Source organism: Streptomyces sp. NPDC034099 (genome assembly GCF_055575415.1).
Map to the genome: position 1 here is coordinate 103870 of NZ_JBVISR010000019.1, position 23634 is coordinate 127503.

The 23634-nt window shown below is 74.1% G+C and carries 23 protein-coding genes; 11 read left to right on the forward strand and 12 right to left on the reverse strand.

Annotation, left to right across the window (positions count from 1 at the left end; all coding sequences use genetic code 11):
* Positions 1-5: 5 nt before the first annotated feature.
* The gene (locus ACZ56V_RS35940) at positions 6-3677 is read right to left on the reverse strand and encodes an AfsR/SARP family transcriptional regulator (RefSeq protein WP_468947809.1); all 3672 of its coding nucleotides are present in this window, start codon (positions 3675-3677) and stop codon (positions 6-8) included.
* A gap of 189 nt (positions 3678-3866) precedes the next feature.
* Between ACZ56V_RS35940 and ACZ56V_RS35945 the strand changes: the two genes are divergently transcribed.
* Positions 3867-4664 carry a site-2 protease family protein gene (locus ACZ56V_RS35945; RefSeq protein WP_104630896.1) on the forward strand — a complete coding sequence of 266 codons (798 nt, stop codon included), beginning with the start codon at positions 3867-3869 and terminating at the stop codon, positions 4662-4664.
* Between the two features lie 6 nt (positions 4665-4670).
* Here ACZ56V_RS35945 and ACZ56V_RS35950 read toward each other — a convergent pair whose 3' ends face one another.
* Together ACZ56V_RS35950 and npdG are read right to left on the reverse strand one after the other, a co-directional pair.
* Positions 4671-4871 (reverse strand): hypothetical protein, encoded by a 201-nt coding sequence (locus ACZ56V_RS35950; protein WP_356362185.1) that lies wholly within the window; start codon positions 4869-4871, stop codon positions 4671-4673.
* 53 nt (positions 4872-4924) lie between these two features.
* Complete coding sequence (gene npdG / locus ACZ56V_RS35955; protein ID WP_003976550.1) at positions 4925-5644, reverse strand: NADPH-dependent F420 reductase; 720 nt, start codon at positions 5642-5644, stop codon at positions 4925-4927.
* A gap of 131 nt (positions 5645-5775) precedes the next feature.
* Between npdG and ACZ56V_RS35960 the strand changes: the two genes are divergently transcribed.
* Positions 5776-6390: a hypothetical protein gene (locus tag ACZ56V_RS35960; RefSeq protein WP_467383228.1), complete on the forward strand. Its 615-nt coding sequence runs from the start codon at positions 5776-5778 to the stop codon at positions 6388-6390.
* A 69-nt stretch (positions 6391-6459) separates the two neighbouring features.
* Here the strand turns inward: ACZ56V_RS35960 and ACZ56V_RS35965 are convergent, their stop codons facing one another.
* Entirely contained in the window at positions 6460-6702 is a 243-nt protein-coding gene (locus tag ACZ56V_RS35965; protein ID WP_356362179.1) for a hypothetical protein, read from the reverse strand.
* A gap of 57 nt (positions 6703-6759) precedes the next feature.
* Between ACZ56V_RS35965 and map the strand changes: the two genes are divergently transcribed.
* Positions 6760-7617: a type I methionyl aminopeptidase gene (gene map, locus ACZ56V_RS35970; RefSeq protein WP_361007197.1), complete on the forward strand. Its 858-nt coding sequence runs from the start codon at positions 6760-6762 to the stop codon at positions 7615-7617.
* 130 nt (positions 7618-7747) lie between these two features.
* On the forward strand, positions 7748-8395 hold the full coding sequence (locus tag ACZ56V_RS35975) for a biliverdin-producing heme oxygenase (protein WP_468947812.1): 648 nt from the start codon (positions 7748-7750) through the stop codon (positions 8393-8395).
* Positions 8396-8485: 90 nt separating this feature from the next.
* Here ACZ56V_RS35975 and ACZ56V_RS35980 read toward each other — a convergent pair whose 3' ends face one another.
* From ACZ56V_RS35980 to ACZ56V_RS35995, 4 genes are all read right to left on the reverse strand, one after another.
* A complete protein-coding gene (locus tag ACZ56V_RS35980) occupies positions 8486-8698 on the reverse strand; it encodes a hypothetical protein (protein ID WP_087809693.1) in 213 nt (70 codons plus the stop codon).
* 104 nt (positions 8699-8802) lie between these two features.
* Positions 8803-9447, reverse strand: a complete 645-nt coding sequence (locus tag ACZ56V_RS35985) for a PhzF family phenazine biosynthesis protein (RefSeq protein WP_468947814.1) — start codon at positions 9445-9447, stop codon at positions 8803-8805.
* Between the two features lie 70 nt (positions 9448-9517).
* Entirely contained in the window at positions 9518-11092 is a 1575-nt protein-coding gene (locus ACZ56V_RS35990; RefSeq protein WP_468947816.1) for an HtaA domain-containing protein, read from the reverse strand.
* Positions 11093-11123: 31 nt separating this feature from the next.
* Positions 11124-12584, reverse strand: coding sequence for an HtaA domain-containing protein (locus ACZ56V_RS35995; RefSeq protein WP_468947818.1), 1461 nt, complete (start codon positions 12582-12584; stop codon positions 11124-11126).
* Positions 12585-12685: 101 nt separating this feature from the next.
* Between ACZ56V_RS35995 and ACZ56V_RS36000 the strand changes: the two genes are divergently transcribed.
* From ACZ56V_RS36000 to ACZ56V_RS36030, 7 genes are all read left to right on the forward strand, one after another.
* Positions 12686-13729, forward strand: coding sequence for a heme/hemin ABC transporter substrate-binding protein (locus tag ACZ56V_RS36000; protein ID WP_468947820.1), 1044 nt, complete (start codon positions 12686-12688; stop codon positions 13727-13729).
* Positions 13726-14817: a FecCD family ABC transporter permease gene (locus ACZ56V_RS36005; protein WP_467383218.1), complete on the forward strand. Its 1092-nt coding sequence runs from the start codon at positions 13726-13728 to the stop codon at positions 14815-14817. The genes ACZ56V_RS36000 and ACZ56V_RS36005 overlap by 4 nt, the downstream gene beginning before the upstream one ends.
* Positions 14814-15656, forward strand: a complete 843-nt coding sequence (locus ACZ56V_RS36010; protein WP_468947822.1) for a heme ABC transporter ATP-binding protein — start codon at positions 14814-14816, stop codon at positions 15654-15656. The genes ACZ56V_RS36005 and ACZ56V_RS36010 overlap by 4 nt, the downstream gene beginning before the upstream one ends.
* Positions 15657-15877: 221 nt before the next feature.
* Complete coding sequence (gene efeO / locus ACZ56V_RS36015; protein ID WP_467383215.1) at positions 15878-17032, forward strand: iron uptake system protein EfeO; 1155 nt, start codon at positions 15878-15880, stop codon at positions 17030-17032.
* 16 nt (positions 17033-17048) lie between these two features.
* Entirely contained in the window at positions 17049-18305 is a 1257-nt protein-coding gene (gene efeB, locus ACZ56V_RS36020; protein ID WP_467383213.1) for an iron uptake transporter deferrochelatase/peroxidase subunit, read from the forward strand.
* Positions 18306-18307: 2 nt separating this feature from the next.
* On the forward strand, positions 18308-19180 hold the full coding sequence (efeU, locus tag ACZ56V_RS36025) for an iron uptake transporter permease EfeU (protein WP_467383211.1): 873 nt from the start codon (positions 18308-18310) through the stop codon (positions 19178-19180).
* Positions 19140-20129: an SCO2278 family lipoprotein gene (locus ACZ56V_RS36030; RefSeq protein WP_468947824.1), complete on the forward strand. Its 990-nt coding sequence runs from the start codon at positions 19140-19142 to the stop codon at positions 20127-20129. The genes efeU and ACZ56V_RS36030 overlap by 41 nt, the downstream gene beginning before the upstream one ends.
* A 25-nt stretch (positions 20130-20154) precedes the next feature.
* On the opposite strand, the gene ACZ56V_RS36035 is transcribed toward ACZ56V_RS36030, so the two are convergent.
* The 4 genes from ACZ56V_RS36035 to ACZ56V_RS36050 all read right to left on the reverse strand — a co-directional run bounded on the left by ACZ56V_RS36035 (position 20155) and on the right by ACZ56V_RS36050 (position 23414).
* Positions 20155-20889 (reverse strand): bifunctional DNA primase/polymerase, encoded by a 735-nt coding sequence (locus ACZ56V_RS36035; protein WP_398914025.1) that lies wholly within the window; start codon positions 20887-20889, stop codon positions 20155-20157.
* Between the two features lie 105 nt (positions 20890-20994).
* Positions 20995-21648, reverse strand: coding sequence for a TetR/AcrR family transcriptional regulator (locus ACZ56V_RS36040; protein ID WP_467383207.1), 654 nt, complete (start codon positions 21646-21648; stop codon positions 20995-20997).
* Positions 21649-21704: 56 nt separating this feature from the next.
* Positions 21705-22367, reverse strand: a complete 663-nt coding sequence (locus tag ACZ56V_RS36045; protein WP_171987161.1) for a response regulator transcription factor — start codon at positions 22365-22367, stop codon at positions 21705-21707.
* A gap of 57 nt (positions 22368-22424) precedes the next feature.
* Positions 22425-23414 (reverse strand): small ribosomal subunit Rsm22 family protein, encoded by a 990-nt coding sequence (locus ACZ56V_RS36050; RefSeq protein WP_398914028.1) that lies wholly within the window; start codon positions 23412-23414, stop codon positions 22425-22427.
* Between the last annotated feature and the right edge of the window lie 220 nt (positions 23415-23634).

The following is a 23634-nucleotide window of genomic DNA, read 5'->3' on the forward strand; positions in this document are numbered from 1 at the left end:
ACGCGTCAGACGAGGGCGACGGCCTCCTCCGCGGAGAGCCGGCCGCCCTCGGCGTACGCGGTGTCGTACGCCTCGGTGCCGAGCGCCTCGCGGACCCGCTCGACGGCCCGCCCGCGCGCGTCCCGCTCCATGCCCGTCGACACGTGCCCCGGCGGCAGCATCGCGTCGGCCGCCCCGAGGCACCGGGCGCCGTCCGCGGCGCGCTGTCCGCCGTCCAGGCGGGCCAGGGCCATCGCGGCGATGGTCAGGTACGCGGAGCGCATGTGCGGGGCGATGGCCGTGGACAGCGGGTCCTCGGCCTTCAGCAGCGCCTTGCGGATCCGGCTCAGACACTCCTCGTGCCGGTCCTCCAGCGTGGCCAGCCAGGCCTCGGCGGCGAGGATGAAGGCGTCGAAGACCACGAAGTGGGCGATGGAGAACTCCTCGCGCAGCAGCCGCAGCTGCTCGCCGGCCTCGTTCCGGCGGCCGGTCATGCCCAGGTACCCGGCGAGGTACAGCCGGGCGGCGGGCATCGCGCCGTTGTGGCCCGTGCCCGCCGTGCGGTCGAGCACCTCGCGCAGGACGCGCTCGCCCCGCTCCGTGTCGCCCGCCTCGATGAGCACGCTGCCGAGGCGGGCGTCGAGGATGTCCACCTGGGCGTGGGCGCCGAGCCGCTCGGCGTGTTCCGCGGCGGCCCGGTAGTCGGCGGCGGCGAGTTCGTACTCGCCGACGCGCTCGCGGGCCTCGGCCCGTCCGGAGAGTGCCTCGGCCATGCCCCAGGCGTCGCCGAGGCGGCGGTAGATCTCCAGCGCCTCGTCGGCGTCGCGGGCCGCGTCCCCCGCCCAGGCGGTGCGGTTGGCGAGCATGTTGGCGCGCATCTGCAGGCCGCCGGCCAGCTCCCACTCGTAGCCCGGGGTCTCGCGGCAGGTGCGCACGGTGGCGTCCATGATCTCGCGCAGCCGTTCCATGTCACCGGTGAGCATCACGGCGAAGAACCAGAGCAGGCCGGGGCTGGAACAGGTCTGCGGCATGCCCGGCTCGTACGTCTCCGCGATGGTGCGCAGCTTGCGCCGGGCCGCCGGGTTCTGCCAGGCGTGCAGCTCCGTGTCCATGCAGGCCAGGTGGGCCAGGTGCACCCCGCGCCGGGCCTCGGCGAGGAGTTCGCCGGTCATCGGGGGCGGGGCGGAGGTGCACCGCTCCCACACCGGCCGGGCGGGGCTGACCGGTTCGGCGAAGGGGTCCGGGCCGAGCGCCATCACCTCGGCGAACCAGTTCCGCGCCTCCACCCGCAGGTCGCGCATCTGCCAGTACCAGACCAGCGACAGCGACAGGCACAGGGCCTCCTGCTCGTCGCGCTCGGCGACGGCGTGCCGCAGGGCGGTGCGCAGGTTCTCGTACTCGCGCTCCAGCCGCTCGATGGCGGCGAGCTGCCGCGGGCCGCGGAGCAACGGGTCGGTGGTGCGGGCCAGTTCGCGGTAGTACGTGAGGTGGGCGCGGGCGGCGGCGGGGCGGGCGCCGGACTCGTCGAGGCGTTCGCCGGCGTATTCGGCGACGGTCTCCAGGAGCCGGTAGCGCATGCCGTCGCCGGACAGGCGGTCCGTCACGGGCGTGGCCACGACGAGGGACTTGTCGACGAGGGAGCCGAGGGCGTCCAGCGCGGCGGGGCCGCACACGGCCTCGGCGGCGGCGAGGTCGCAGCCGCCCGCGAAGACCGACAGCCGCCCCAGCACCTCGCGCTCGTCCTCGTCGAGCAGGTCCCAGGACCAGTCGACGACCGCGCGCAGCGTCTGCTGGCGGGGCAGGACGGTGCGGCTGCCGGAGGTGAGCAGGCGGAAGCGGTCGTCGAGCCGGTCGGCGATCTGGCGCGGGGTGAGCATGCGCAGCCGGGCGGCGGCCAGTTCGATGGCCAGCGGCAGGCCGTCGAGACGGCGGCAGATCTCGGCGCAGGCGGCGGCGGTCTCCTCGTCGGCGTCGACGCGGAAGCCGGGCCGTGCGGCGGCACCCCGGTCCGCGAGCAGCCGCAGCGCTGCGGGCTCGGGCAGCGGCTCCACGGGGCGCAGCGACTCTCCCGGCACGCCGAGGGGTTCGCGGCTGGTGGCGAGGACGGTCAGGTGGGGGCAGCGGGCGAGGAGTTCCTCGGTGAGGCGGGCGGCGGCGTCGACGACGTGCTCGCAGTTGTCGAGGACGATCAGCATGCGGCGCCGGCCGCAGTGCTCGACGAGCCGCTCGACGGCGCCGGCCTGCCCGTCGGCACCGGTGACGGCCCGCATCTCCTCGGCACCGGCGCGGTAGAGCACCGTCTCGCGGGCGCCTACGGCGGTCAGCACGGCCTCCGGTACGTCGGCGGGGTCGTCGACGGGGGCCAGCTCGGCCAGCCACACCCCGTCCCGCGCCGTGTCCCCTGCCCCCTCGGCGGCCTCCTGCGACAGCCGGGTCTTCCCGGCACCGCCGGGACCGAGGAGGGTGACGAGCCGGGTGGCCGCCAGATCGGCGCGCAACGCCTCCACGTCACCGTCCCGCCCGACGAAGGAGGTGAGCCGGGCCCGCAGGTTGCCCCGGGGTCGGAATCCCTCCGGGACGGGCACGGCGACGGCTTCCGGCGGCGTTGCGGACGTGGGCGCGGTACCAGGTGCGGGGGCCGTGCCGGGCGCGTGGGCGGGAGCCGTGCCGGCAGCTGGGTCGCTGGTCGGCTGCGGGCCGGTGGCGGGTGCCGTGCCGTGGAACGGCGCGGCGGAAGATTCGGGTCCCGTGCCGGAGGCAGGCCATCCCCGTGAAGCAGCCCCGGAACCCGACCCGGGCCCCGTACCGGAGGCAGGCCCCGCGCCGGAGGCAGGCCACCCCCCTGAGGCAGGCCCCGTACCGGAGCCGGGCGCGACGGCGGGTAGCGGGGCCGGACCGGATGCCGGAGCGGTACCCGGGGCCGGACCGGATGCCGCACCCGGGCCGGACACCCGGCCGGGGCGGGACGCCGGGCCGGGTGAGGGGCTGAGGAGTTCCGTGTGGAGGGCGCGGAGTTCGGGGCCCGGGTCGGCGCCGAGGCGGTCGGCCAGGAGGCGGCGTACGGCCTCGTAGGCGGCCAGTGCCTCGGCGCTGCGGCCGGTGTCGCGCAGGGCGCGCAGCCGCAGCGCCTGGAGGGGCTCGTCCAGGGGGTGGCCGTCGCACAGCGCGGTCAGCTCGGGCAGCGAGTGCTCCGCCTGCCCGAGGTCCAGGGCGGCGGTGTGGCGGGCGCGCAGGGCGTCCAGGCGCCGGGTCGTCCAGCGGGCCGCCTCGGCGGTGCGGTCGGGCAGGTCGGGCAGGACGGGGTCGCGCCACAGGCCGAGGGCGTCGTCGAGCACGACGGCGGCCTTGGCCGGGTCGCCGTCGGCGAGGGCGCGGGTGCCCTCCCCCGCGAGCCGGTCGAAGCGGTGCAGGTCGACGTCGTCGGGGGCGGCGGCCAGCCGGTAGCCGCCGTCGGCGGAGGCGACCGCGTCCGCGCCCAGCGCCCGGCGCAGCCGCCCCACCAGCGCCTGCAGGGCGCCCGGCGCGTCGGCGGGCCGGTCCCCGTCCCAGACCTCCTCCACCAGCAGCCCCGCGGGGACGGCGCGGCCGGTCCGGAGGGCGAGCACGGTCAGCAGGGCACGCAGCCGCGCCCCGCCGAGCGGGACGGCCGTGCCGTCGGGACGGAGTGCCTGTGTGGTGCCGAGGATGCGATAGCGCACGGGACCATTGTCCCCGCTGCCGTCGGAGCCGGTCACGAGGTTTTGGCCGCACGGCGCGGCCGACGCCTCCGCCGCCCTCCCCGGAACCGTCCGCCCCGCACGAGACGTTCTCCCCGTGCGCCCGGTACGGTCGGGCAGTCCCGCACCCCGCGGGTGCCCGTCACGCGTGCCCGACAGTCAGGGAGTTCCATGTCCACCGCCACCGCCCGCCCCAGCGACCGGAGGATCAGCCCCGTCTTCCTCGGGATCGTCGCCGTCGCCGCGGTCACGGGCTGGGCCACCTGGACCGGCTTCGCCGAGCAGCCGGGTCTCGCCGTGTTCCTCTTCGTCACGGCCGCGTGGGTCGTGTCGCTGTGCCTGCACGAGTACGCGCACGCCCGCACCGCGCTGCACAGCGGCGACATCTCGGTCGGCGCGAAGGGCTACCTCACGCTGAACCCGGTGAAGTACACCCATGCGCTGCTGAGCATCGTGCTCCCGGTGCTGTTCGTCATCATGGGCGGCATCGGCCTGCCCGGCGGCGCGGTCTTCATCGAGCGCGGGCGGATCCGGGGGCGCTGGCGGCACAGTCTGATCTCGGCGGCGGGCCCGCTGACGAACGTGCTGTTCGCCGTCGTGTGCACGGCGCCGTTCTGGCTGGACGCGCTGGACGGCGTGCCGCGCGACTTCCGGCTGGCGCTGGCGTTCCTCGCGCTGCTCCAGGTCACGGCCGCGATCCTGAACTTCCTGCCGGTGCCCGGCCTGGACGGCTACGGCGTGATCGAGCCCTGGCTGTCGTACAACGTGCGGCGGCAGGTGGAGCCGCTCGCGCCGTTCGGGCTGCTGATCGTGTTCGCGCTGCTGTGGATCCCGGCGCTCAACGGCGTGTTCTTCGACGCGATCGACGCGCTGCTGCGCGGCCTGGGGATCGGCGAGACGGACACGTACTGCGGCTTCGAGCTGTACCGCTTCTGGCAGACCGACCCGCTGTGCACGCCGGGCGGATGAGACCGCTCAGCCGGTGACGGAGGTGGACGAGCCGGCGCGGCGGGCGTCCCGGCCGCGCTTGACGTAGTACCAGCACATGTTGGACGACAGCCCCGACAGCAGCACCCACACGACGCCGATCGCGATGCCGCCCCGCACGAAGGAGACGACGGCGGCGGCCACGGCGAGCACGCAGACGACCAGGGCGTAGAGGGCGAGGCGGGGCATGGGAACGGCTCCTGTCGGGGGGACACTGGTACCGACCAGTGTCCCCCATCGCCTCATACGTCCGTGACGCGGAGCCCGGCGTGTGCCTTGTAGCGGCGGTTGACGGAGATCAGGTTGGCGACCAGCGACTCGACCTGGTGGGCGTTGCGGAGCCGTCCGGCGAAGACGCCGCGCATGCCGGGGATGCGCCCGGCCAGGGCCTGCACGATCTCGACGTCGGCGCGCTCCTCGCCGAGCACCATCACGTCGGTGTCGATCTCGTCGATCTCCGGGTCCTGGAGGAGGACCGCCGAGAGGTGGTGGAAGGCGGCGGCGACCCGGCTGTCCGGCAGCAGGGCGGCGGCCTGCTCGGCGGCGCTGCCCTCCTCGGGCTTGAGCGCGTAGGCGCCCTTCTTGTCGAAGCCGAGCGGGTTGACGCAGTCGACGACGAGCTTGCCGGACAGTTCCGCGCGCAGGGATTCGAGGGTCTTGCCGTGTCCGTCCCACGGCACGGCGACGATCACGACGTCGCTGCGGCGCGCGGTCTCGGCGTTGTCGGCGCCCTCGACGCCGTGTCCGATCTCCTCGGCGGCGGCCGCGGCGCGCTCGGCGGCGCGGGAGCCGACGATCACCTTCTGGCCGGCCTTGGCGAGGCGGTACGCGAGGCCCTTGCCCTGGGGCCCGGTGCCGCCGAGCACGCCGACGACCAGCCCGGACACGTCGGGCAGGTCCCAGGGGTCCTTGGCCGGAGCCTTGGCGGGGGCCTTCTGTGCAGCACTGTCGGTAGAGGTCATGGGCCGACCCTACGTCCGCGGGGGCCGGCCCACGGGGACGGGTCCCGCCCGGCGGGAGACGGTCCCCGGGCCGGGTGAATCCGGGGCGAACGCCGGACCGCGCGCACGGGGTTGCGGCAGGATGCGGCCGCATGGACGCCGTACGGGTCGCGCTGCTGCGGGAAGTGCTCGCCGGGACGGAGTGGCTGGGGGCCACCCGGAGGTTCGCGGGGGCGCTGCGGGGGTCGGTGGTCCCGCACGGGGGCGGCCTGCTGCTGGTGGGCACCCCCGGGTTCGAGCCCTGGCACCTGGCGGCACACCTGGTGGACGAGGCCGCCTGGTCGGGGACACCGGAGCTGGCGCCGACGCTGGTGCGGCACGGCGCGCGCCCGTCGGACCCGGCGCACCTCGCGGTCGGCCTGGGGCGGCTGGCGGCGGCCCGGCGCGGGGAGACGCTGCTGGTGGTCACGCCCGACGACCCCGGTGCTCCGCTGCTCGAGCGGGTGCACGACGCCCGCCGGGCCGGTGCGACGGTGCTGGCGCTGGGCACCGACCGCGCACCGGGCGAGCGGGAGCTGACGGCGATGGCGCACGAGGCGCTGACCGTCCCGGACGGCGCCGAGCTGGACCTGGACACGGTGCAGCACCTGGTCAGCGCGTCGGCCGGGGAGAACGCGGTGCCGCCGCCCCGGGGCCGCCGCCGCTTCCGTGACCGCCTCTCCCGCCTCGCCGACCACCTGACGGCACCCCCGCCGTCCGGCTGGTAACGCCCCGGCACCCGCCCGCTGACCGCCGCGCCCACCACGACCCGGCCCGCGGCCGCCGCGGGCGGCTGATCAGTCGTCCCGGTCGCCGTCGGGGCTTCCCGGGGCGGAGGCGTCGTGCCACTTGGGGTCGTTCTCCCACTCCAGGTTGCGCTCGCGGGCGGTCTGCATCGCGTGCTCGGCCTCGGTGCGGGAGGCGTACGGCCCGAAGCGGTCCCTGCCCGGGCAGTCCGGGCCCTCCTCGACCTTCTGGTGTTCCAGGCAGTAGTACCACTCGCCCGGCTTGCCGACCGTGCGCTTCTTGAACAGGGCCATGGGCAGCTCCTCTCGCCACCGACATGTTCCCCCATGCGTGCTGGTTAGACTCGCTGCATGTCTGGCCAGTCGCTGCTCGTACCAGGGGAGCTGTCTCCCACCCGTTCCGTGCCCGGAAACATCCGCCGGCCCGAGTACGTCGGCAAACCCGCGCCGACGCCGTACACCGGGCCGGAGGTGCAGACGCCCGAGACGATCGAGGCGATGCGCGTTGCCGGGCGGATCGCGGCGCGGGCGATGGAGGAGGCCGCGAAGCACATCGCGCCCGGCGTGACGACGGACGAGCTGGACCGGGTGGCGCACGAGTACATGTGCGACCACGGGGCCTACCCCTCGACGCTCGGCTACCGCGGCTACCCGAAGTCCCTGTGCAGCTCGGTCAACGAGGTCATCTGCCACGGCATCCCCGACTCCACGGTGCTGCGCGACGGCGACATCGTGAACCTCGACGTGACGGCGTACATCGGCGGGGTGCACGGCGACAACAACGCGACCTACCTGGTCGGCGACGTGGACGAGGAGAGCCGCCTGCTGGTCGAGCGGACCCGGGAGTCGCTGGCCCGCGCGATCAAGGCGGTCAAGCCGGGTCGGCAGATCAACATCATCGGCCGGGTCATCGAGTCGTACGCCAAGCGGTTCGGGTACGGGGTGGTGCGGGACTTCACCGGCCACGGCATCAACTCGTCGTTCCACTCGGGGCTCATCGTCCCGCACTACGACAGCCCGCACGCGACGACGGTCATCCAGCCCGGGATGACCTTCACGATCGAGCCGATGCTGACGCTCGGGACCCACGAGTACGACATGTGGGACGACGGCTGGACGGTCGTGACGAAGGACCGCAGGCGGACGGCGCAGTTCGAGCACACGCTGGTGGTGACGGACTCGGGCGCGGAGATCCTCACGCTTCCCTGACCTCGCACGCCGCCGGACGGCCCGCTCTCCTCGGAGGGCGGGCCGTTTCGCGTCCCAGTGGGTAGGCTTTTACCGACAGCCCGTCGGCAACCTATTGACTTAGGTAAGCCTAACCATAGAAAATCACGCCATGGACTCCTTCTCGACCCTCATCCGCACGGCGTCCCACGAGCAGCACGTGGAGGCGGAGACCTCCACCTTCATGAGCGACCTGCTGGGGGGCCGGCTCGGCGTGGAGGCGTACGCGCGCTACACCGAGCAGCTGTGGTTCGTCTACGAAGCCCTGGAGGCGCCCGCCGGACGGCTGGCGGCGGACCCGGTGGCCGGGCCGTTCGTCCGGCCGGAGCTGCTGCGGCTGGCCTCCCTGGAGCGGGACCTGGCGCACCTGCGCGGCGCCGGCTGGCGCGCGGGGCTGACCGCCCTGCCCGCGACCGAGGCGTACGCGGCCCGGGTGCGCGAGTGCGCCGAGGACTGGCCGGCGGGGTACGTCGCCCACCACTACACGCGCTACCTCGGCGACCTGTCGGGGGGTCAGATCATCCGCGACAAGGCCGAGCGGACGTGGGGCTTCGCCAGGAAGGGCGACGGGGTCCGCTTCTACGTCTTCGAGGAGATCTCCAACCCGGCCGCCTTCAAGCGGGAGTACCGCGAACTGCTGGACGGCATCCGCGCGGACGACCTGGAGAAGCAGCGGGTCGTCGCGGAGTGCAAGCGCGCCTTCGACCTGAACACGGCGGTCTTCCGGGCGCTGGGCGAGGAGTTCCCGCTCTCCGCCTGAGCGACGCCGGCGCCGCTGTCCCGCGGACACACCGGTCCCCCTCGGCCGCCTGGGCCGAGGGGGACCGGTAGAGCGAACGGCCGGACCGACTCAGTTGTCGATGTCGTAGTCGTCGCTGCGGCAGTTGATGCCGCCGAAGTACAGGTCGCCGGTGCTGTCCGTGGTGATGGCGCCGAAGTACGGGCTGCAGGTGGCGTCCTCGTCACCGTGCATGGGGCCGTCGAAGGCGGTGGCGGTCGCGGCACCACCGGCGGTCATGGCGGCGGTCAGCAGGACCGTGGCGAGGGCGGAGCGGATGCGCATGGGTTTCCTCTCGGGGAGACTGAGCGGTCAGGCCCAGAGGTCCCCCCTCACCGTCGCGCGCACACGCTGTTCCACCCGTACGGAGGCGCCGTACGGGGCTCCCGTCACCGCTCCAGGCGCACCCGCCCGCCGATCTCGACCCAGCCCTCGGGCTGCGGGGCGGTGAGGATCTGGGAGCCGACCCCCTGGGTGATGTTGAGGGCGCGGCCCAGCCGTCCGGTCAGCAGCAGCGCCGCCGCACCGGTCGCCTCGTCCTCGTCGATGCCGTCGTCCCGGCCCGGGAACGCACGGGCCCGCACCCGTCCCGCCGCCTCGTCCTCCCAGGCCCAGGCGTAGACCCACTCCCCCTTCGGCGGCACCGCCAGGTCGTCGACCTCGGCGACGGTGGCGTACTGGCGCAGGGTGCGCGGCGGTGCCCACTCGGGGCGGGCCTCGATCCAGCTGAACTCCCCGTCCAGCCGGGCGCCCACCACCCCGGCCGGGGTGACGAGTTCGGGCACGTCGAGCAGCCAGGCGGCCCCGACGCAGGGATGGCCGGCGAAGGGCAGCCGCAGGGTGGGCGTGTAGATGTCGACGACGCCGCGCTCCGGGTCGTCGACGAACACGGTCTCGCTGAAGCCCAGCTTGGCGGCCAGCTCCTGCCGCCGCTCGGGCTCCGGCAGCACGGAACCCTCCCGGACGACGCCGAGTTCGTTGCCGTATCCGCCGTTCGGGGCGCAGAAGACGCGCAGTACGTCGTAGTCGGTCACCGGGGCATTCAAGCATCGTCCGCGGGCGGCCGGAGCGGGCCGGGGCCGACCGCCCCGGCCCGCAAGGGGGTCAGGCCCGCGTCCGCCGCCTGCGGGTCGCGTACACCGCGCCCGCGCCGACCGCGACGGTGGCACCGGCCGCCGCGCCCAGGGCCGGGCCCGGCAGGTCCGAACCGGTGGCGGCGAGGCTGCCGCCGCCGGTCGAACCGCCGGTGCCCGTTCCGGTGCCGCCGACGGTCGAACCCGTGCCGCCGCCTCCCGTGCCGCCGGTGGTCGCGTCGCCGGACGTGCCCGTGCCCTCGCCGTCCGGCAGCCGGGCGTCGTCGCTGAGCGCCACCGACAGGTCGACCGGATCGAGGGCCGTGCCGGCCGGGTAGTTGCCGAAGACCTTCGCACCGGCGTCGGTGACGGTGGCGGCGATGCCGTCGACCGTGATGACGTCCTGGTCGGCCTTCAGGTCCCCGGACCGCGCCTCGAGGTCGGCCAGGGCCACGCCCTCGGTCCGCGTGCCGAGGCTGTTCACGTCGGCGGTGAGCGTGCCGGTGCCGCCGTCGAGGGTGGCCTTGAGGTTGCTCAGGGTCAGGTCGAGGCCGTAGGTGCCGCCCGACTCGTGGCCCTTGAAGTTGACGGCGCCCTTGAAGACGGCGGTCAGCCGGTCGGCGTCCGTGTCGTAGGTGCCGGTGGCGTCCTTGAAGGTGAACGCGCCGTTCCCGGCGGCCTGGACGGCGCCGCCGGAGACGGTGACCCGGCCCTCGGCGATGGTTCCGACGACGTACGCGCGAAAGGACTCCTTCACGCCCCAGCCGAGGGTGCCGTCGGCGATGGTGCCCTTGGCGGGGGCCGTGCCGGCGGGCGCCGAGGACGAGGCGCTCGTGCTCGCCGCGGGGCCCGGGCCCTGAGTGCCGGACGTGGCGTGCGGGTCGGTCGGCTCCGGATCGGTCGGTTCCGGGCCGCTCGGGTCGGTGGTCGGCTCCTGGGAGGGTTCCCCGGTGGAGGGTCCCCCGCCCGGCTCGGTCGTGGGTCCTGCGGTGGGCCCGGTGGTGGGCTCCGTGGTCGGCGGCGTCTTCTTGACCACGGTCAGCGGGTCCCCGGCCGCGCCCGCGTAGCTCGCGCTGCCGAGGTACTCCCCCGCCTCGGCGGTGAGGGTGGTCGCCATGCCGGTCATCGCGCGGGTGACGTCGACCGTGGCGAGCGGCACGTCGTCGCCCTTCTTGGTGGGCGTCGCGCCGGAGGTGTCGACCGTGGTCACGTCGGCGGTGATCTCACCGGCGCCGCTGTCGAAGCGCACGTCGGTGAGCGTGACCTCGAAGTGGTGCGCGGCGGAGGCGCTCACCAGCTTGCCCTTGAAGGCGAGGTCGACGGTGTGCGCCGTGGTGTCGTACGTCCCGGTGCCGTCGGTGAAGGTGAACGCGCCGTTCCCGTCCGCCTGCGCGGCGCCCTCGGAGGCGGTGAAGCCGCCGAACATGCCGACGTACGACCGGTAGGACTGCTTGATGCCCCAGGTCAGCTCGTAGTCCGAGAGCGGCGATCCGGCCGCCGAGGCGGTGGTGGCGCCACCCAGCATGGCGAGGGCGGTCGTGCCGAGGGCGGCGGCCGTGGCCACGGCGGCGGCGAGTGCGGTGGAGCGGCGTCGTCTGACGGGCATGGCTCGGTTCTCCTTGGGTGTCGGGGGTTGTTCAGCCCTGCTCCGGGGCCGGGTCCGGGTCCGCCGGGGAGCCGGGGGACCCGGCGGGCCGGGCGCGGCGCCTGCGGAGGGCGACGGCCACCAGGGCCGCGGCCGCCGCCAGCAGGGCGCCGGCCGCGAGGGAGACGGGAAGTGCGGGGAAGTCGCCGTCGTCGGTGCTGCTCGCGACGGGGGCGGCGGAGGGGTCGGCGCCGCTCTTCCCGGGCTGCGGGCTCGCACGCGGCGTGGGCGCGCTGCCCAGGTCGGGCAGGGCGGGCAGTTGCGCGTCGGCGGTGAGGGCGACGGCGAGGGAGACGGGGTCCATCTCGGTGCCGGCCCGGTACATGCCGCCGAAGGCCCTCGCGCCGCGCGCGGTGAGCCGTGCGGGGGCCTCGGTGACCTTGACCAGACCGCCGTCCGGCTTCAGGCCGCCCGCGCTGAAGGTGACCAGCGGCACCTTCTTCAGCTCGGCGTCCGGGCTCGTCACGTCGGCGTACAGCGTGCCCCTGCCGTCCTCGACGACGGTCCGTACGTTGCCGAGGCTCAGGTCGAGGCCGTGGGCGCCGGTGAAGCGCACCGTGCCCTCGAAGGCGGCGGTGAGGTCCCCGTCCTCGTATGTGCCCGCGCCGCCGGGGAAGCGGAAGAGGGCGCCGCCGTCCTGGGCGCCCGCGGACAGGGTCCACTCGCCGTCGGCGATGTCACCGGTGACGTACTCGCGGAAGGTGCGGCGCACGCCCCAGTCGACGGCGCCGTCCCGGACCGCGCCGTTCGACGTCTCCGCGGGCTTCGGGGACTTCGGGGACTTGGCGGAGGGTGAGGGGGTGGCCGGCGGCTGCTCCTCCTGCCGCGGGGCGGGCGCCTCGACGTCGGCGGACAGGCTCACCGGGTCGAGCGCGGTGCCCGCGGTGTAGTACCCGGCGAAGGAGCGGGCGCCCTCGGCGGTGAGGGTGGCGGGGACGTTGTTCAGGGCCACGGCGCTCCCGCCGCCCCGCATGTCGATGCCGCCGAGGGAGAGGGAGGCGAAGGGCACCTGACGGGACGTCGTGACCGCCCCGGTGTCCTTCGCCCTGCTCACGACGTCCACGTGGAGCGTGCCGGTGGAGCCGGAGACGCTCACGGTGGGGCGGCTGAGGATGAGGTCGAGCCGGTGGGCGCCGGCGCTCGTGCGGTGGCCGAGGAAGTGCACGCCGCCGGAGAACGCGGCGCGGAAGGCGCCGGTGCCGCCGTCGTAGGTGCCGGTCGCCGAGTGGAAGCGGAAGGAGCTGCCGCCGACGGTGGCCGCACCCCCGGTCAGGGAGTAACTCCCCTTCGCGATCGGCCCGGTGACATAGCTCTGGAACGAGGACTTGATGCCCCAGTCCAGCCGCCCGCCCCGCACGGTCCGGCTCTCGGCGTGGGCGGCGGTCACGGGCAGCAGGGCGCCGAGAACGGCCGCGCACACCACGGTGGCCAGGGTGCGAAGGCGGGCGGGCATGCGAAGTCCTCCGGATCGGGGGCCGGTAGCGAATAAAGTAAGGCTAACCTAAGCTTTAGCCGACTGATACGGACGGACGATCGGAAAGGACGGACGGAACCGTGCGACGCTTGCGCGACCGACTGGCGGGAGCACTGCTGTCCCTGCTCGCCCTGTCCCTGGCCACGACGGGATGCGGAGGCGCGTCGGAGGCCGCGTCCGGCGGCGACGGTGGTGGCGGTGGCGGAGGTACGAAGTCCGCCCCGGCCGGGGGGTCCGTCGCGAACCGCGTCGAACCGCTCGCGCAACGGCCCGAACCCCGGCTCCCGGTCACCGTCCCCTCCGCCGACGGCGAGCGGGTGACGGTGAAGGCGGCCGGGCGGATCGTCCCCCTCTCCGGCAGCCTCAGCGAGATCGTCTTCACGCTCGGGCTCGGCGACCGCGTCGTCGCCCGGGACGTCACCGCCACCTTCGAACAGGCGGCGGAACTCCCGGTGGTGACCCGGGGCCACGACGTCTCCGCCGAGAGCGTGCTGTCGCTCGAGCCCGACCTGGTGCTCGCCGAGACCACCACGGGACCCGAGGAGGCGGTGGACCAGATCCGCGCCGCCGGGGTCCCGGTGCTCTTCGTCGAGGCGGCCAAGGGGCTGGAGGACGTGGGCCCGCGCATCCGGGCGGTCGCCGACGCCCTCGGCGTACCGGCGGCCGGGAAGGAGCTGACCCGGCGCTCGGAGCAGCGGATCGAGGCCGTACGCAAGGGCGTTCCGCGCGGGGACAGGCCCCGGGTCGCCTTCCTGTACCTGCGCGGCTCGGCCTCCGTCTACCTCATCGGCGGCGCGGACTCCGGCGCCGGTTCGCTGATCGAGGCGGCCGGTGCGGTGGACGCCGGGGCCGCCTCGGGGCTCGGCAAGGACTTCACCGCGATCACCAGCGAGGCCCTTGTCAAGGCCGCGCCGGACGCGATCCTCGTGATGAGCAAGGGACTCGAGTCGGTCGGCGGCGTGGACGGGCTGGTGAGGATCCCCGGTGTCGCCCAGACCCCGGCCGGGATGGACCGCCGGATCGTCTCCGTCGAGGACGGCGTGCTCCTCAACTACGGCCCGCGCACCGACCAGGTGCTGAGGTCGGTCGTGGCCCAGCTGTACGGCGGGGGCGGCGCCCGGTGACCGTACTGGACGAGCCGGTCCGTCCCCAGGCACCCGCGGACCCCGCCGCGCCCCGCGCCCGGCGCGGCACCGCCTGGCTGCTGACCGCCGCCCTCGCCGCCGGGCTCCTGGTCCTCGTCCCGGTCGCGGCCGGCACCGGCGCCTACCCGATCCCGGTGGGCGACGTGCTGGGCTCGCTGCTGCACCGGACCGGGCTGGGCGGCACGGAACTGGACCGGGTGGCCGAGTCGGTGCTGTGGAACGTGCGGTCCCCCAGGATCGTCCTGGCGCTGCTCGTCGGCGCCTCGCTGGGCTGCGCGGGCGCGCTGATGCAGGGCGTGTTCGGCAACCCGCTGGCCGAGCCGGGCGTCATCGGCGTCTCCTCGGGCGCGGCGGTCGGCGCGGTCGCCGCCCTCGCGTTCGGCCTGAACTTCCTCGGCACCTGGACGGTGTCCGTCTTCGCGTTCGTCTCCGGGCTCGTCACGGTCCTGGCGGTGTACGCGATGTCCCGTTCCGGCGGCCGTACGGAGGTCGTCACGCTGATCCTGACGGGCATCGCGGTGAACGCCTTCGCGGGGGCGCTGATCGGGCTGTTCCTGTTCTTCGCGGACACGGCGGCGGTCAGTCAGATCACCTTCTGGCAGCTGGGCTCGCTCGCCCAGGCGACCTGGCCGAAGGTGCTGGCGGTCCTGCCGTGCGCGGCCCTCGGCCTCGGGCTCGCCCCGCTCCACGCCCGCCGCCTCGACCTCCTCGCGCTCGGGGAGCGTCCGGCCCGGCACCTGGGCGTGGACGTGGAGCGGCTGCGGATCGTGCTGGTGCTGGTGATCGCACTGCTGACCGCGGCGGCGGTGAGCGTGGCCGGTGTCATCGGCTTCGTCGGACTGGTCGTCCCGCATCTGCTGCGGATGGCGGCGGGGCCCGGGCACCGGTTCCTGATCCCGGGCAGCGCCCTGCTCGGCGCGCTGGTCCTGCTCGCCGCCGACCTGGCCGCCCGCACCGTCGCGGAACCGGCCGAGCTGCCGCTGGGGGTGCTGACGGCGCTGCTGGGCAGTCCGTTCTTCTTCTGGCTGCTGCGCCGCACCCGGCGCAGGCAGGGAGGCTGGGCATGAGAAGGGTGAGGTTGCCGCGGCTCGTGCCGTCCCCTCCGGCGCCGCCGCCCCCGGCCGCGCCCGGCGAGGTCCTCGCCACGGCCGAGGGACTGCGGGTGTGCCTCGGCGGGCGGCCGGCCCTCGACGGGGTGGACGTGGACGTCCGCGCCGGCGAGGTGCTCGCCCTGGTCGGCCCCAACGGGGCGGGCAAGTCCACCCTGTTGGGCGCGCTGGCCGCCGACGTCCCGGCCGCCGAGGGGGTCGTACGCGTCCACGGCCGCCCGGTGTCGGACTGGTCGGCGCCCGAACTCGCGCTGCGCCGGGCGGTGCTGCCCCAGTCGGCGTCGCTGTCCTTCCCGTTCGCGGTGGAGGAGGTCGTCCGGATGGGCCGGGCGCCCTGGGCGGGCGGCGACCGGGAGGGCGAGGACGACGCGGCCGTGGCCGAGGCGATGGCGCGCACGGAGGTGACCGGCTTCGCCGGGCGCCCGTTCTCCGCGCTCAGCGGCGGCGAGCGGGCCCGGGTGGCCCTCGCCCGCGTCCTCGCCCAGCGCGCTCCCCTCCTGCTGCTCGACGAGCCGACCGCGGCCCTGGACCTCAGGCACCAGGAACTCGTCCTGCGGTTGTGCCGGGAGCGGGCGCGGGCCGGGGACGCGGTGGTCGTCGTCCTGCACGACCTCGCGCTGGCGGCGGCGTACGCGCACCGGGTGGCGGTCCTGCGCTCGGGCCGGATCGCGGCCGGGGGCCCGCCGTCCCAGGTGTTCTCCGAGGGGCTGCTGTCGGACGTCTACGACCAGCCGGTGGAGGTGTTCCCGCACCCGCGCACGGGCGCGCTCCTCGTCGTCCCGCGCCGCTCGCCGTGACGCCCGCCGTCCCCGGACAGGGCCATCCTTGACGCACCCTTGACTCTCCTATGAGCACTTCATCGATCCACCGTGACCGGCCCGTGCTCATACACCGTCCATGAGATTCGGATCACCGCATGGACGGGTTTTGCTTAGGAAATCCTTAGGTATGTTAGGCCAGCCTCACCTTCCCTATGAGGCCCGTCACGCGTACTTTCGGCCATCCTTTGGAGCCCCGCATGCGAGCCGCCAGACTCTCCGTCGTCACCGCCGTCGCCACCGCCGCGGCCCTGGCCGCCGTCACGGGCTGCACGGAGAAGAGCGGCGCCGCGGACGGCGAGCACGTCATCACGGTGACGGCCACGGACGACGCCTGCGAGGTGTCGAAGTCGGAGTTCCCGGCCGGTCACGTCGAACTCGCCGTCGAGAACAAGGGCTCCAAGGTCACCGAGGTCTACCTCCTCTTCCCCGACGACCGGGTGGTCACCGAGCGGGAGAACATCGGCCCCGGCACCAAGCAGCGGGTCACCGCCGAGGTGAAGGCGGGCGACTACCGGATCGCCTGCAAGCCCGGCATGAAGGGCAAGGGCATCCGCCAGGACGTCAAAGCCACCGGCGGCACGGCCGCCGCGCGCGACCCGCGCCTCGACAAGGCCGTTGCCGCCTACCGCCAGTACGTCCAGCAGCAGGCCGACGAGACCCTGCCGAAGGTTGAGGCGTTCGCGAAGGCCGTCCGGGCCGGTGACCTCCAGGCCGCGAAGAAGGCGTACGCCCCCTCCCGCATCGGCTGGGAGCGCACCGAGCCGGTCGCGGAGTCCTTCGGCGACATCGACCCGAAGGTCGACGTCCGCGAGGACGGTCTGGAGGAGGGCCAGGACCCGGCGACCGACTGGACCGGCTGGCACCGCCTGGAGAAGGCGCTCTGGCAGGACCGCAGGATCGGCGACCGGGAGAAGGAACTCGCCGCCACCCTGGTCACCGACCTGAAGGACTGGCAGAACCGGGTCGGCACGGCCGAGATCACCCCCACCTCCATGGCCAACGGCGCCAAGGAACTCCTCGACGAGGTCGCCACCGGCAAGGTCACCGGCGAGGAGGAGCGCTACTCGCACACCGACCTGGTCGACTTCAAGGCCAACGTGGAGGGCGCGCAGCAGTCGTACGCGCTGCTGAAGCCGGTCGCGAAGGAGAACGACGCGGCGCTGACGACGGAGCTGGACGGCCAGTTCGCGGCGCTGGACAAGCTGCTCGACCAGTACCGCCCGAACCCCGGCTCCTACGAGTTCACCTCCTACGACAAGGTCGGCAAGGCGGACCGCAAGGAGCTGTCGGACGCGGTCAACGCGCTCGCGGAGCCGTTGTCCAAGCTCGCCGCGGCCGTGGTCGCCAAGTAGGCGCGGGGAGACGACGATGACGGACACCGACTCCCCCGCACCCACCCCCTCCCGGCGGGCGCTGATCGGCTGGGGCGGCGCGGGCCTCGCGCTCGGCGCCGCCGCGGCGGCCGGCGGGGCGGTGGCGATGGACCGCACAGGCGACGACGTGGACCCGGCCGGTGCCGGCGCGGGTTCCGCCGTCCCCTTCCACGGGGCGCACCAGGCGGGCATCGCCACGCCGGTGCAGGACCGCCTGCACTTCGCGGCGTTCGACGTGACGACCGAGGACCGCGCCGCGTTCGTGGCGCTGCTCAAGGAGTGGACGGCGGCGGCCCGCCGGATGACCGCCGGTCACGCGGTGGGCGAGGGCGCCTACGGCGGACTGCCCGAGGCCCCGCCCGACGACACCGGCGAGGCGCTGGGCCTCCGGCCGTCCCGGCTGACCCTCACCATCGGCTTCGGGCCGTCCCTCTTCACGAGGTTCGGCCTCGCCGACCGGCGCCCCGAGGCCCTGGCCGACCTGCCGAAGTTCCCCGGGGACAACCTCGACAAGGCCCGCAGCGGCGGCGACCTGTGCGTCCAGGCCTGCGCCGACGACCCCCAGGTCGCCGTGCACGCGATCCGCAACCTCGCCCGCATCGGCTTCGGCAAGGTCGTGGTGCGCTGGTCGCAGCTCGGCTTCGGCAAGACCTCGTCCACGACACCCGGCGAACAGACCCCGCGCAACCTGCTCGGCTTCAAGGACGGCACCCGCAACATCGCGGGCACGGAGCAGGACCGGCTGGAGAAGTTCGTCTGGGCCGCCGCGAAGGACGGCCCGGCGTGGATGGCGGGCGGCTCCTACCTGGTCGCCCGGCGCATCCGCATGCACATCGAGACCTGGGACCGGGCTTCCCTCCAGGAGCAGGAGGACGTGTTCGGCCGCGACAAGGGCGAGGGCGCCCCGGTCGGCAAGGCCAAGGAGCGGGACGAGCCGTTCCTGAAGGCGATGAAGCCCGACGCGCACGTCCGGCTCGCGCACCCCGACTCCAACGGCGGGGCGACGCTGCTGCGCCGCGGCTACTCCTTCACCGACGGCACGGACGGCCTGGGCCGCCTGGACGCCGGCCTGTTCTTCCTGGCCTACCAGCGCGACATCCGCACCGGCTTCGTCCCCGTCCAGCGGAATCTGGCGACGGACGCGCTCAACGAGTACATCCAGCACGTGGGTTCGGCGGTCTTCGCCGTGCCGCCCGGGGTCCGCGACGCGGACGACTGGTGGGGCAGCACGCTGTTCGGCAAGGAGGCGTAACCGTGTTCTCCAACTACCTGATCGGACTGCGTGAGGGCCTGGAGGCCTCCCTCGTCGTCTGCATCCTGATCGCCTATCTGGTCAAGACGGGCCGCCGGGACGCCCTGAAGCCCATCTGGGCGGGCATCGGCGTCGCGGTCGCCATCGCGTTCGGCTTCGGCTGCGCGCTGGAGTTCGGCTCGCAGGAGCTGACGTTCAAGGCCCAGGAGGCGCTGGGCGGTTCGCTCTCCATCCTGGCCGTGGTCCTGGTGACGTGGATGGTCTTCTGGATGCGCCGCACCGCCCGGCACCTGAGGGCGGAGCTGCACGGCAGGCTGGACGCGGCCCTCGCGATGGGCACCGGCGCGCTGGTGGCCACCGCGTTCCTGGCGGTCGGCCGGGAGGGCCTGGAGACGGCCCTGTTCGTGTGGGCGTCGGTGCACGCGGCGAGTGACGGCACCCCGCGCCCGCTGATCGGCGTGGCCCTCGGGCTGGCCACCGCGGTCCTGCTGGGCTGGCTGTTCTACCGGGGCGCGCTGCGCATCAACCTGGCCAAGTTCTTCACCTGGACCGGCGGCATGCTGGTCGTCGTGGCGGCGGGCGTCCTGGCGTACGGCGTGCACGACTTGCAGGAGGCCGACCTGGTGCCGGGCCTGACGAACCTGGCCTTCGACATCAGCGACACGGTCGACCCCGCCAGCTGGTACGGCACGCTGCTCAAGGGCGTGTTCAACTTCCAGCCCGATCCGACCGTCCTCCAGGTCACGGTGTGGCTGCTGTACCTGGTCCCGACGCTCGCGCTCTTCCTCGCCCCGGTAGGGTTCGCCTCCGGGAAGGGGAAGGTGAAGGAACCTGATGAGCCAGGATCGCGGCCCTCGAAGGCCCCGCAGGCTTGAGAAGTACGCGCTCATATCCGCCTCGGCGACCGCTTTGTCGCTGACGGCGAGCGGCTGCGTGGTGGTGCACGGTGAGCGCGAGGTGCTCCCTTCGGCCACCCGGGCCGAGGCCGCGAAGGCCCTGGAGCAGTTCACCACCGCGTACAACGCGGCCGACAAGGCGTACGACGCCTCCCTGGACGCCGATTACACCACCGGCGCCCTCGGCGCGATCGACGCGGCGCGGCTGAAGGCGGGGGCGGCCAACCACCCGGACGGCAATCCGGCGCACGAGCCGCTGGAGCTGACCGACGCGAAGTTCACGATCCCGAAGAAGGCGGGCTGGCCGCGCTGGTTCGTCGCGGACACCAAGGCCAACAAGGGCGGCACCGCACGCTGGTTGCTGGTGTTCACCCGCAACGGCCTGGAGGAGACCTGGGAGGCGGCGTACCTGACGCTGGTCGCCCCCGGCAAGGTGCCCGAGTTCAAGACCGACCGGGACGGCTGGGCCGAGGCCGTGCCCGCGAACTCCACCGACGTGAGCGTCCCGCCGGCCGGTCTGAGCAAGGGCTACACGACGTATCTGCAGGACGGCGGCAAGAGCTTCGCGGACGGCGTGCACACCAGCTCCTGGCGCGCGCTGCGCGAGAAGCGGTCGATCCGCCCCGGCCTGGTCACCCAGTACATCGACGAGCCGCTGACGAACGGCGACTACGCGCCGCTGGCGCTGCGCACGAAGGACGGTGACGCGCTGGTGTTCTTCACCACGCGGCACTTCGAGAAGCGGACCGCCGCGCGGGGCGCGTCCGTGCCGACGCCGAACAAGGACGTCCTGGCGCTGACGGACGGCGAGATCAAGCAGTCGCTGACGATGGAGTTCGTCTCCAACGAGGTCGCGCTCGACCCGGCGGACGGACAGGTGTCGGTGCTGGGCCGGGTCCAGGGCCTGACGTCGGGGAAGGGCGAGTAGCGGTCCCCGGGTCCGGCCGGGGTGCTCAGCGGCGCGAGGGCCAGGAGGCGCCCGCGTCGTGGTCGCTGTCCGCACCGGCGTGCCGGGCGCAGGCGTCGGTGAGGGTCTCCAGCAGCGTCAGCGGGTCGGGCAGCGGATGCTCCGGACCGCGCACCCAGTGCACGGTCCGGTTTTCGCCGGGCAGCCGGGCCGGCGGCACCAGCACGTAGGAGCCGCGGCAGTGCCAGCGCAGCCCGGGGTGCTCGTCCATGGTCTCGGGGTGGCAGTCCAGCTCGCAGGGCCACCACTCGTCCTCGTCCTCGGGGGTGCCCCGGGTGAGGGTGAACAGCAGCATGCGTCCGTCGTCGCTCTCGGCGACCGGCCCGACCTCGACACCGGCGGCGAGCAGCCGCTCCAGCGCCTCCCGGCCGGCCTCCAGCGGCACGTCCAGGACGTCGTGCACCATGCCGGTCGCGGTGATGAAGTTGGCCTCGGGCTGGTGCCGGGCCCAGCGCTCGATCTGGGAGCGGTCGGTGGTGGACTGCGTCTGCCAGGCGAACGACACCGGGTGCCGGGCGGGGGTGGGACAGCCCACACGGTCGCAGGAGCAACGGTATCCGGCGGGGTGCGCGGCGGGCGCCAGGGGCAGTCCGGCACCGGCGGCGGCGAGCAGCAGATCCTCCCGGCCACCGTCTCCGGCGGCCTCCTTGGGCCGGCGTCCGCGCAGCCACGAGGAGATTTTGCCCTGCAGACCGCTCCGACCGCCGAACTCCGCGCTCATCTATCCCCTTGCCTCGCCGTCGTGCGCACCAGCATGCCCTATCGTCGCACCATTCCGCGCTTCGGGGTCGTGAAGGGACAAACTCCCCTGGTCAGGCTTCTTTGGTCACCGCGGGGCGAGCCCGTGGAGCGCGTAGTCGACGAGGGTGTCGGTGTAGGCGTGGGAGAACGGCCCCGTGTGCTGGAGCCAGCGCTGGGCGAGCGGGGAGACGAACAGCTCCAGCGCGATCCGCAGGTCGATGTCCTGCCGTACCTGGCCTGCCTCCTGGGCGGCCCGCAGCCGGTCGGCATGGAGCTGGAGCGACGGTTCCAGGAGCCGGGCGACGAAGGTCCGGCCCAGTTGTTCGTTGACGACGCCCTCCGCGGCCAGGGCCCGGTAGGGGGCCTCGAACCTCGGATCGCGCAGTTCGTCGACGGTGGCGCGCAGAACGACCTTGAGGTCGGCGGCGACATCGCCCGTGTCCGGGATGGTGTACGCCTCCTCTCCGGCAGCCTCCACGAGCCGCTCGCCCAGGTCCAGGAAGGCCTCCAGCAGGACGTCCGCCTTCGAGGGCCACCAGCGGTAGATCGTCTGCTTGCCGACGCCGGCGCGGGCGGCGATGCCCTCGATGGTGGTCTTCGGATAGCCGACCTCCCCGACCAGGGCGAGGGCGGCGTCGTAGATGGCCTGGCGGGACCGCTGGCTGCGCCGGGTGGCGTCGGGGTGCGGCCGCTCGGCGGCGGTGGTCGAGGTGCGGGCGGATTTCCGGATGGTGGACATGCTCCGAAGCTACCAGGTTGACAAGACGGAACGTCTCGCCACCGCATCGCGACCGCTCAGTGGCGTGGTGCCCGCGCGTTCTCCAGATAGTGCAGGACGGCCGCCACCCGCCGGTCGACCTGGTCGGCCGGGGACAGGTCGAGCTTGGCGAAGATGCTGCGGATGTGCTTGTGGACCGCCCCGTCGGTGACCACGAGCCGTCCGGCGATGGCGCTGTTGCCCAGGCCCTCGGCCATCAGACCGAGCACCTCCCGCTCGCGCGGGCTGAGACGCTCCAGCCGGGTGTCCTGCCGGGTCCGGGTGAACAGCTGGGCGACGACCTCCGGGTCGATGGCGGTACCGCCCCCCGCGACCCGGCCGAGGGCGTCCATGAACTCCTCGACCCGCCCGACGCGTTCCTTGAGCAGATAGCCGAGGCCGCCCACTCCCCCGGTCAGCAGGTCGGTGGCGAAGGACTGCTCCACATACGCGGACAGCACCAGGACGGCGAGTCCGGGGCGCCGCCGCCGCGCCTCGACGGCCGCGCGGACCCCCTCGTCGGTGTGCGTGGGCGGCATGCGCACGTCCAGGATGGCCACGTCGGGCTCGTGCTCGTCGATGGCGGCGAGCACCGACTCGGCGGTGTCCGCGGTGGCGACCACGTCCAGGCCCTCGGCCCGCAGCAGCAGCGCAAGCCCCTCGCGCAGCAGCGGATCGTCCTCGGCGATCACGATCCGCAGGGCGCGGTGCACGTCACGTTCCACGGGAGGGTCCACTTCCAGGTCTCGTCGGGCGGTTCAGTCTTCCTCCCGCGGCCAGGAATCGCCCCAGGCCGCGTCGCGGGCCGCCTTGTACAGGTCGCCGTGCCGCTTGGTGACCGTACGGCGCCGCAGTCGCTCGTCGGGCTCGCAGAGGTCGAGCAGCACCTGGCCCTTGCGGATCTGGGGTCGCCGGATCACCCGGGAGGCGGCGGGTTCGGCGGGGAGCCGGGTGGCGGCGACGTAGCTGAACTTCTCGTCCTCGTAGGCGAGGGACCCGCTCTTGACCTGCCGGTGCAGGCTGGACCGGCTGACGCGGGCCGCGAAGTGGCACCAGTCCGTGCCGGGCACGATGGGGCAGGCGGCGCTGTGCGGGCAGGGCGCGGCGATCCGGAACCCGGCGGCGATCAGCCGGTCGCGGGCCTCGATGACACGGGCGTAACCGGCGGGGGTGCCGGCCTCGACGATCACGACCGCCCGCGCGGCAGCGGCGGCGGCGTCGACGAGGGCGGCGCGGTCGGAACCGGTCAGCTCGTTGAGTACGTAGGACACCGTGACGAGGTCGGCGCTCTCGACGGCGAGCGCCGCTCCGATCCGTGAACGCTGCCAGCGGACCCCGCGCAGGGCGGGGAGCGAGGCGGCGATCTCCCGCCCGAGGGCGAGGGCGGGTTCGGCCCAGTCGAGCACGGTCACCGGACGGGTCCCGTCCCAGGTGTCGCTGACGGCCCAGGTCGCGGCGCCGGTCCCCCCGCCCACGTCCACGTGACTGCCGGGCACCCATCCCGGCACGGCCGCGGCGAACGCGTCCAGCGCCGAGCGCACGGCGGCGAAGGTGGCGGGCATGCGGTAGGCGGCGTAGGCGACGACGTCGGCACGGTCGCGCAGGATGGGGGCGTCGGTCGGGGTGTCCCCGCGGTAGTTGGCGATCAGCCGCTCCACGGCCTGCGCGGCCTGCCGGGGCGGCAACCCGTCGACGAGGTCGGCGAGGGCGGCCCGCAGGGTGTCGGCGGGGGCGGCGGGGTGATTCACCCGGCGATTGTACGAGGCACTCCGTGGGTGGCGGCGTGGACCGGCGTTCCCATGGGTCCCGGCGCCGGGGTGGGCCCGGGGGGTGGGTCGCGCTGCCCGGCGTAGCGGGGTGCCTCCCCCACTCTCGGCTTCGCTCGAGCGGGAGGTACCCCCACCGCCCACCCGTGCCGCCTGGGGGTACCTCCCAGGCCGTTCAGGCACTGGGGGAGGCACGACTGCC

Excerpts from the sequence above, each read along its gene's own strand:
- ACZ56V_RS35945 (WP_104630896.1), top strand. The coding sequence starts at position 3,867 with ATGTCCACCGCCACCGCCCGCCCCAGCGACCGGAGGATCAGCCCCGTC.
- ACZ56V_RS35950 (WP_356362185.1), bottom strand. The coding sequence starts at position 4,871 with ATGCCCCGCCTCGCCCTCTACGCCCTGGTCGTCTGCGTGCTCGCCGTG.
- npdG (WP_003976550.1), bottom strand. The coding sequence starts at position 5,644 with ATGACCTCTACCGACAGTGCTGCACAGAAGGCCCCCGCCAAGGCTCCG.
- ACZ56V_RS35960 (WP_467383228.1), top strand. The coding sequence starts at position 5,776 with ATGGACGCCGTACGGGTCGCGCTGCTGCGGGAAGTGCTCGCCGGGACG.
- ACZ56V_RS35965 (WP_356362179.1), bottom strand. The coding sequence starts at position 6,702 with ATGGCCCTGTTCAAGAAGCGCACGGTCGGCAAGCCGGGCGAGTGGTAC.
- map (WP_361007197.1), top strand. The coding sequence starts at position 6,760 with ATGTCTGGCCAGTCGCTGCTCGTACCAGGGGAGCTGTCTCCCACCCGT.
- ACZ56V_RS35975 (WP_468947812.1), top strand. The coding sequence starts at position 7,748 with ATGGACTCCTTCTCGACCCTCATCCGCACGGCGTCCCACGAGCAGCAC.
- ACZ56V_RS35980 (WP_087809693.1), bottom strand. The coding sequence starts at position 8,698 with ATGCGCATCCGCTCCGCCCTCGCCACGGTCCTGCTGACCGCCGCCATG.
- ACZ56V_RS35990 (WP_468947816.1), bottom strand. The coding sequence starts at position 11,092 with ATGCCCGTCAGACGACGCCGCTCCACCGCACTCGCCGCCGCCGTGGCC.
- ACZ56V_RS35995 (WP_468947818.1), bottom strand. The coding sequence starts at position 12,584 with ATGCCCGCCCGCCTTCGCACCCTGGCCACCGTGGTGTGCGCGGCCGTT.
- ACZ56V_RS36010 (WP_468947822.1), top strand. The coding sequence starts at position 14,814 with ATGAGAAGGGTGAGGTTGCCGCGGCTCGTGCCGTCCCCTCCGGCGCCG.
- efeO (WP_467383215.1), top strand. The coding sequence starts at position 15,878 with ATGCGAGCCGCCAGACTCTCCGTCGTCACCGCCGTCGCCACCGCCGCG.
- efeB (WP_467383213.1), top strand. The coding sequence starts at position 17,049 with ATGACGGACACCGACTCCCCCGCACCCACCCCCTCCCGGCGGGCGCTG.
- ACZ56V_RS36030 (WP_468947824.1), top strand. The coding sequence starts at position 19,140 with ATGAGCCAGGATCGCGGCCCTCGAAGGCCCCGCAGGCTTGAGAAGTAC.
- ACZ56V_RS36035 (WP_398914025.1), bottom strand. The coding sequence starts at position 20,889 with ATGAGCGCGGAGTTCGGCGGTCGGAGCGGTCTGCAGGGCAAAATCTCC.
- ACZ56V_RS36040 (WP_467383207.1), bottom strand. The coding sequence starts at position 21,648 with ATGTCCACCATCCGGAAATCCGCCCGCACCTCGACCACCGCCGCCGAG.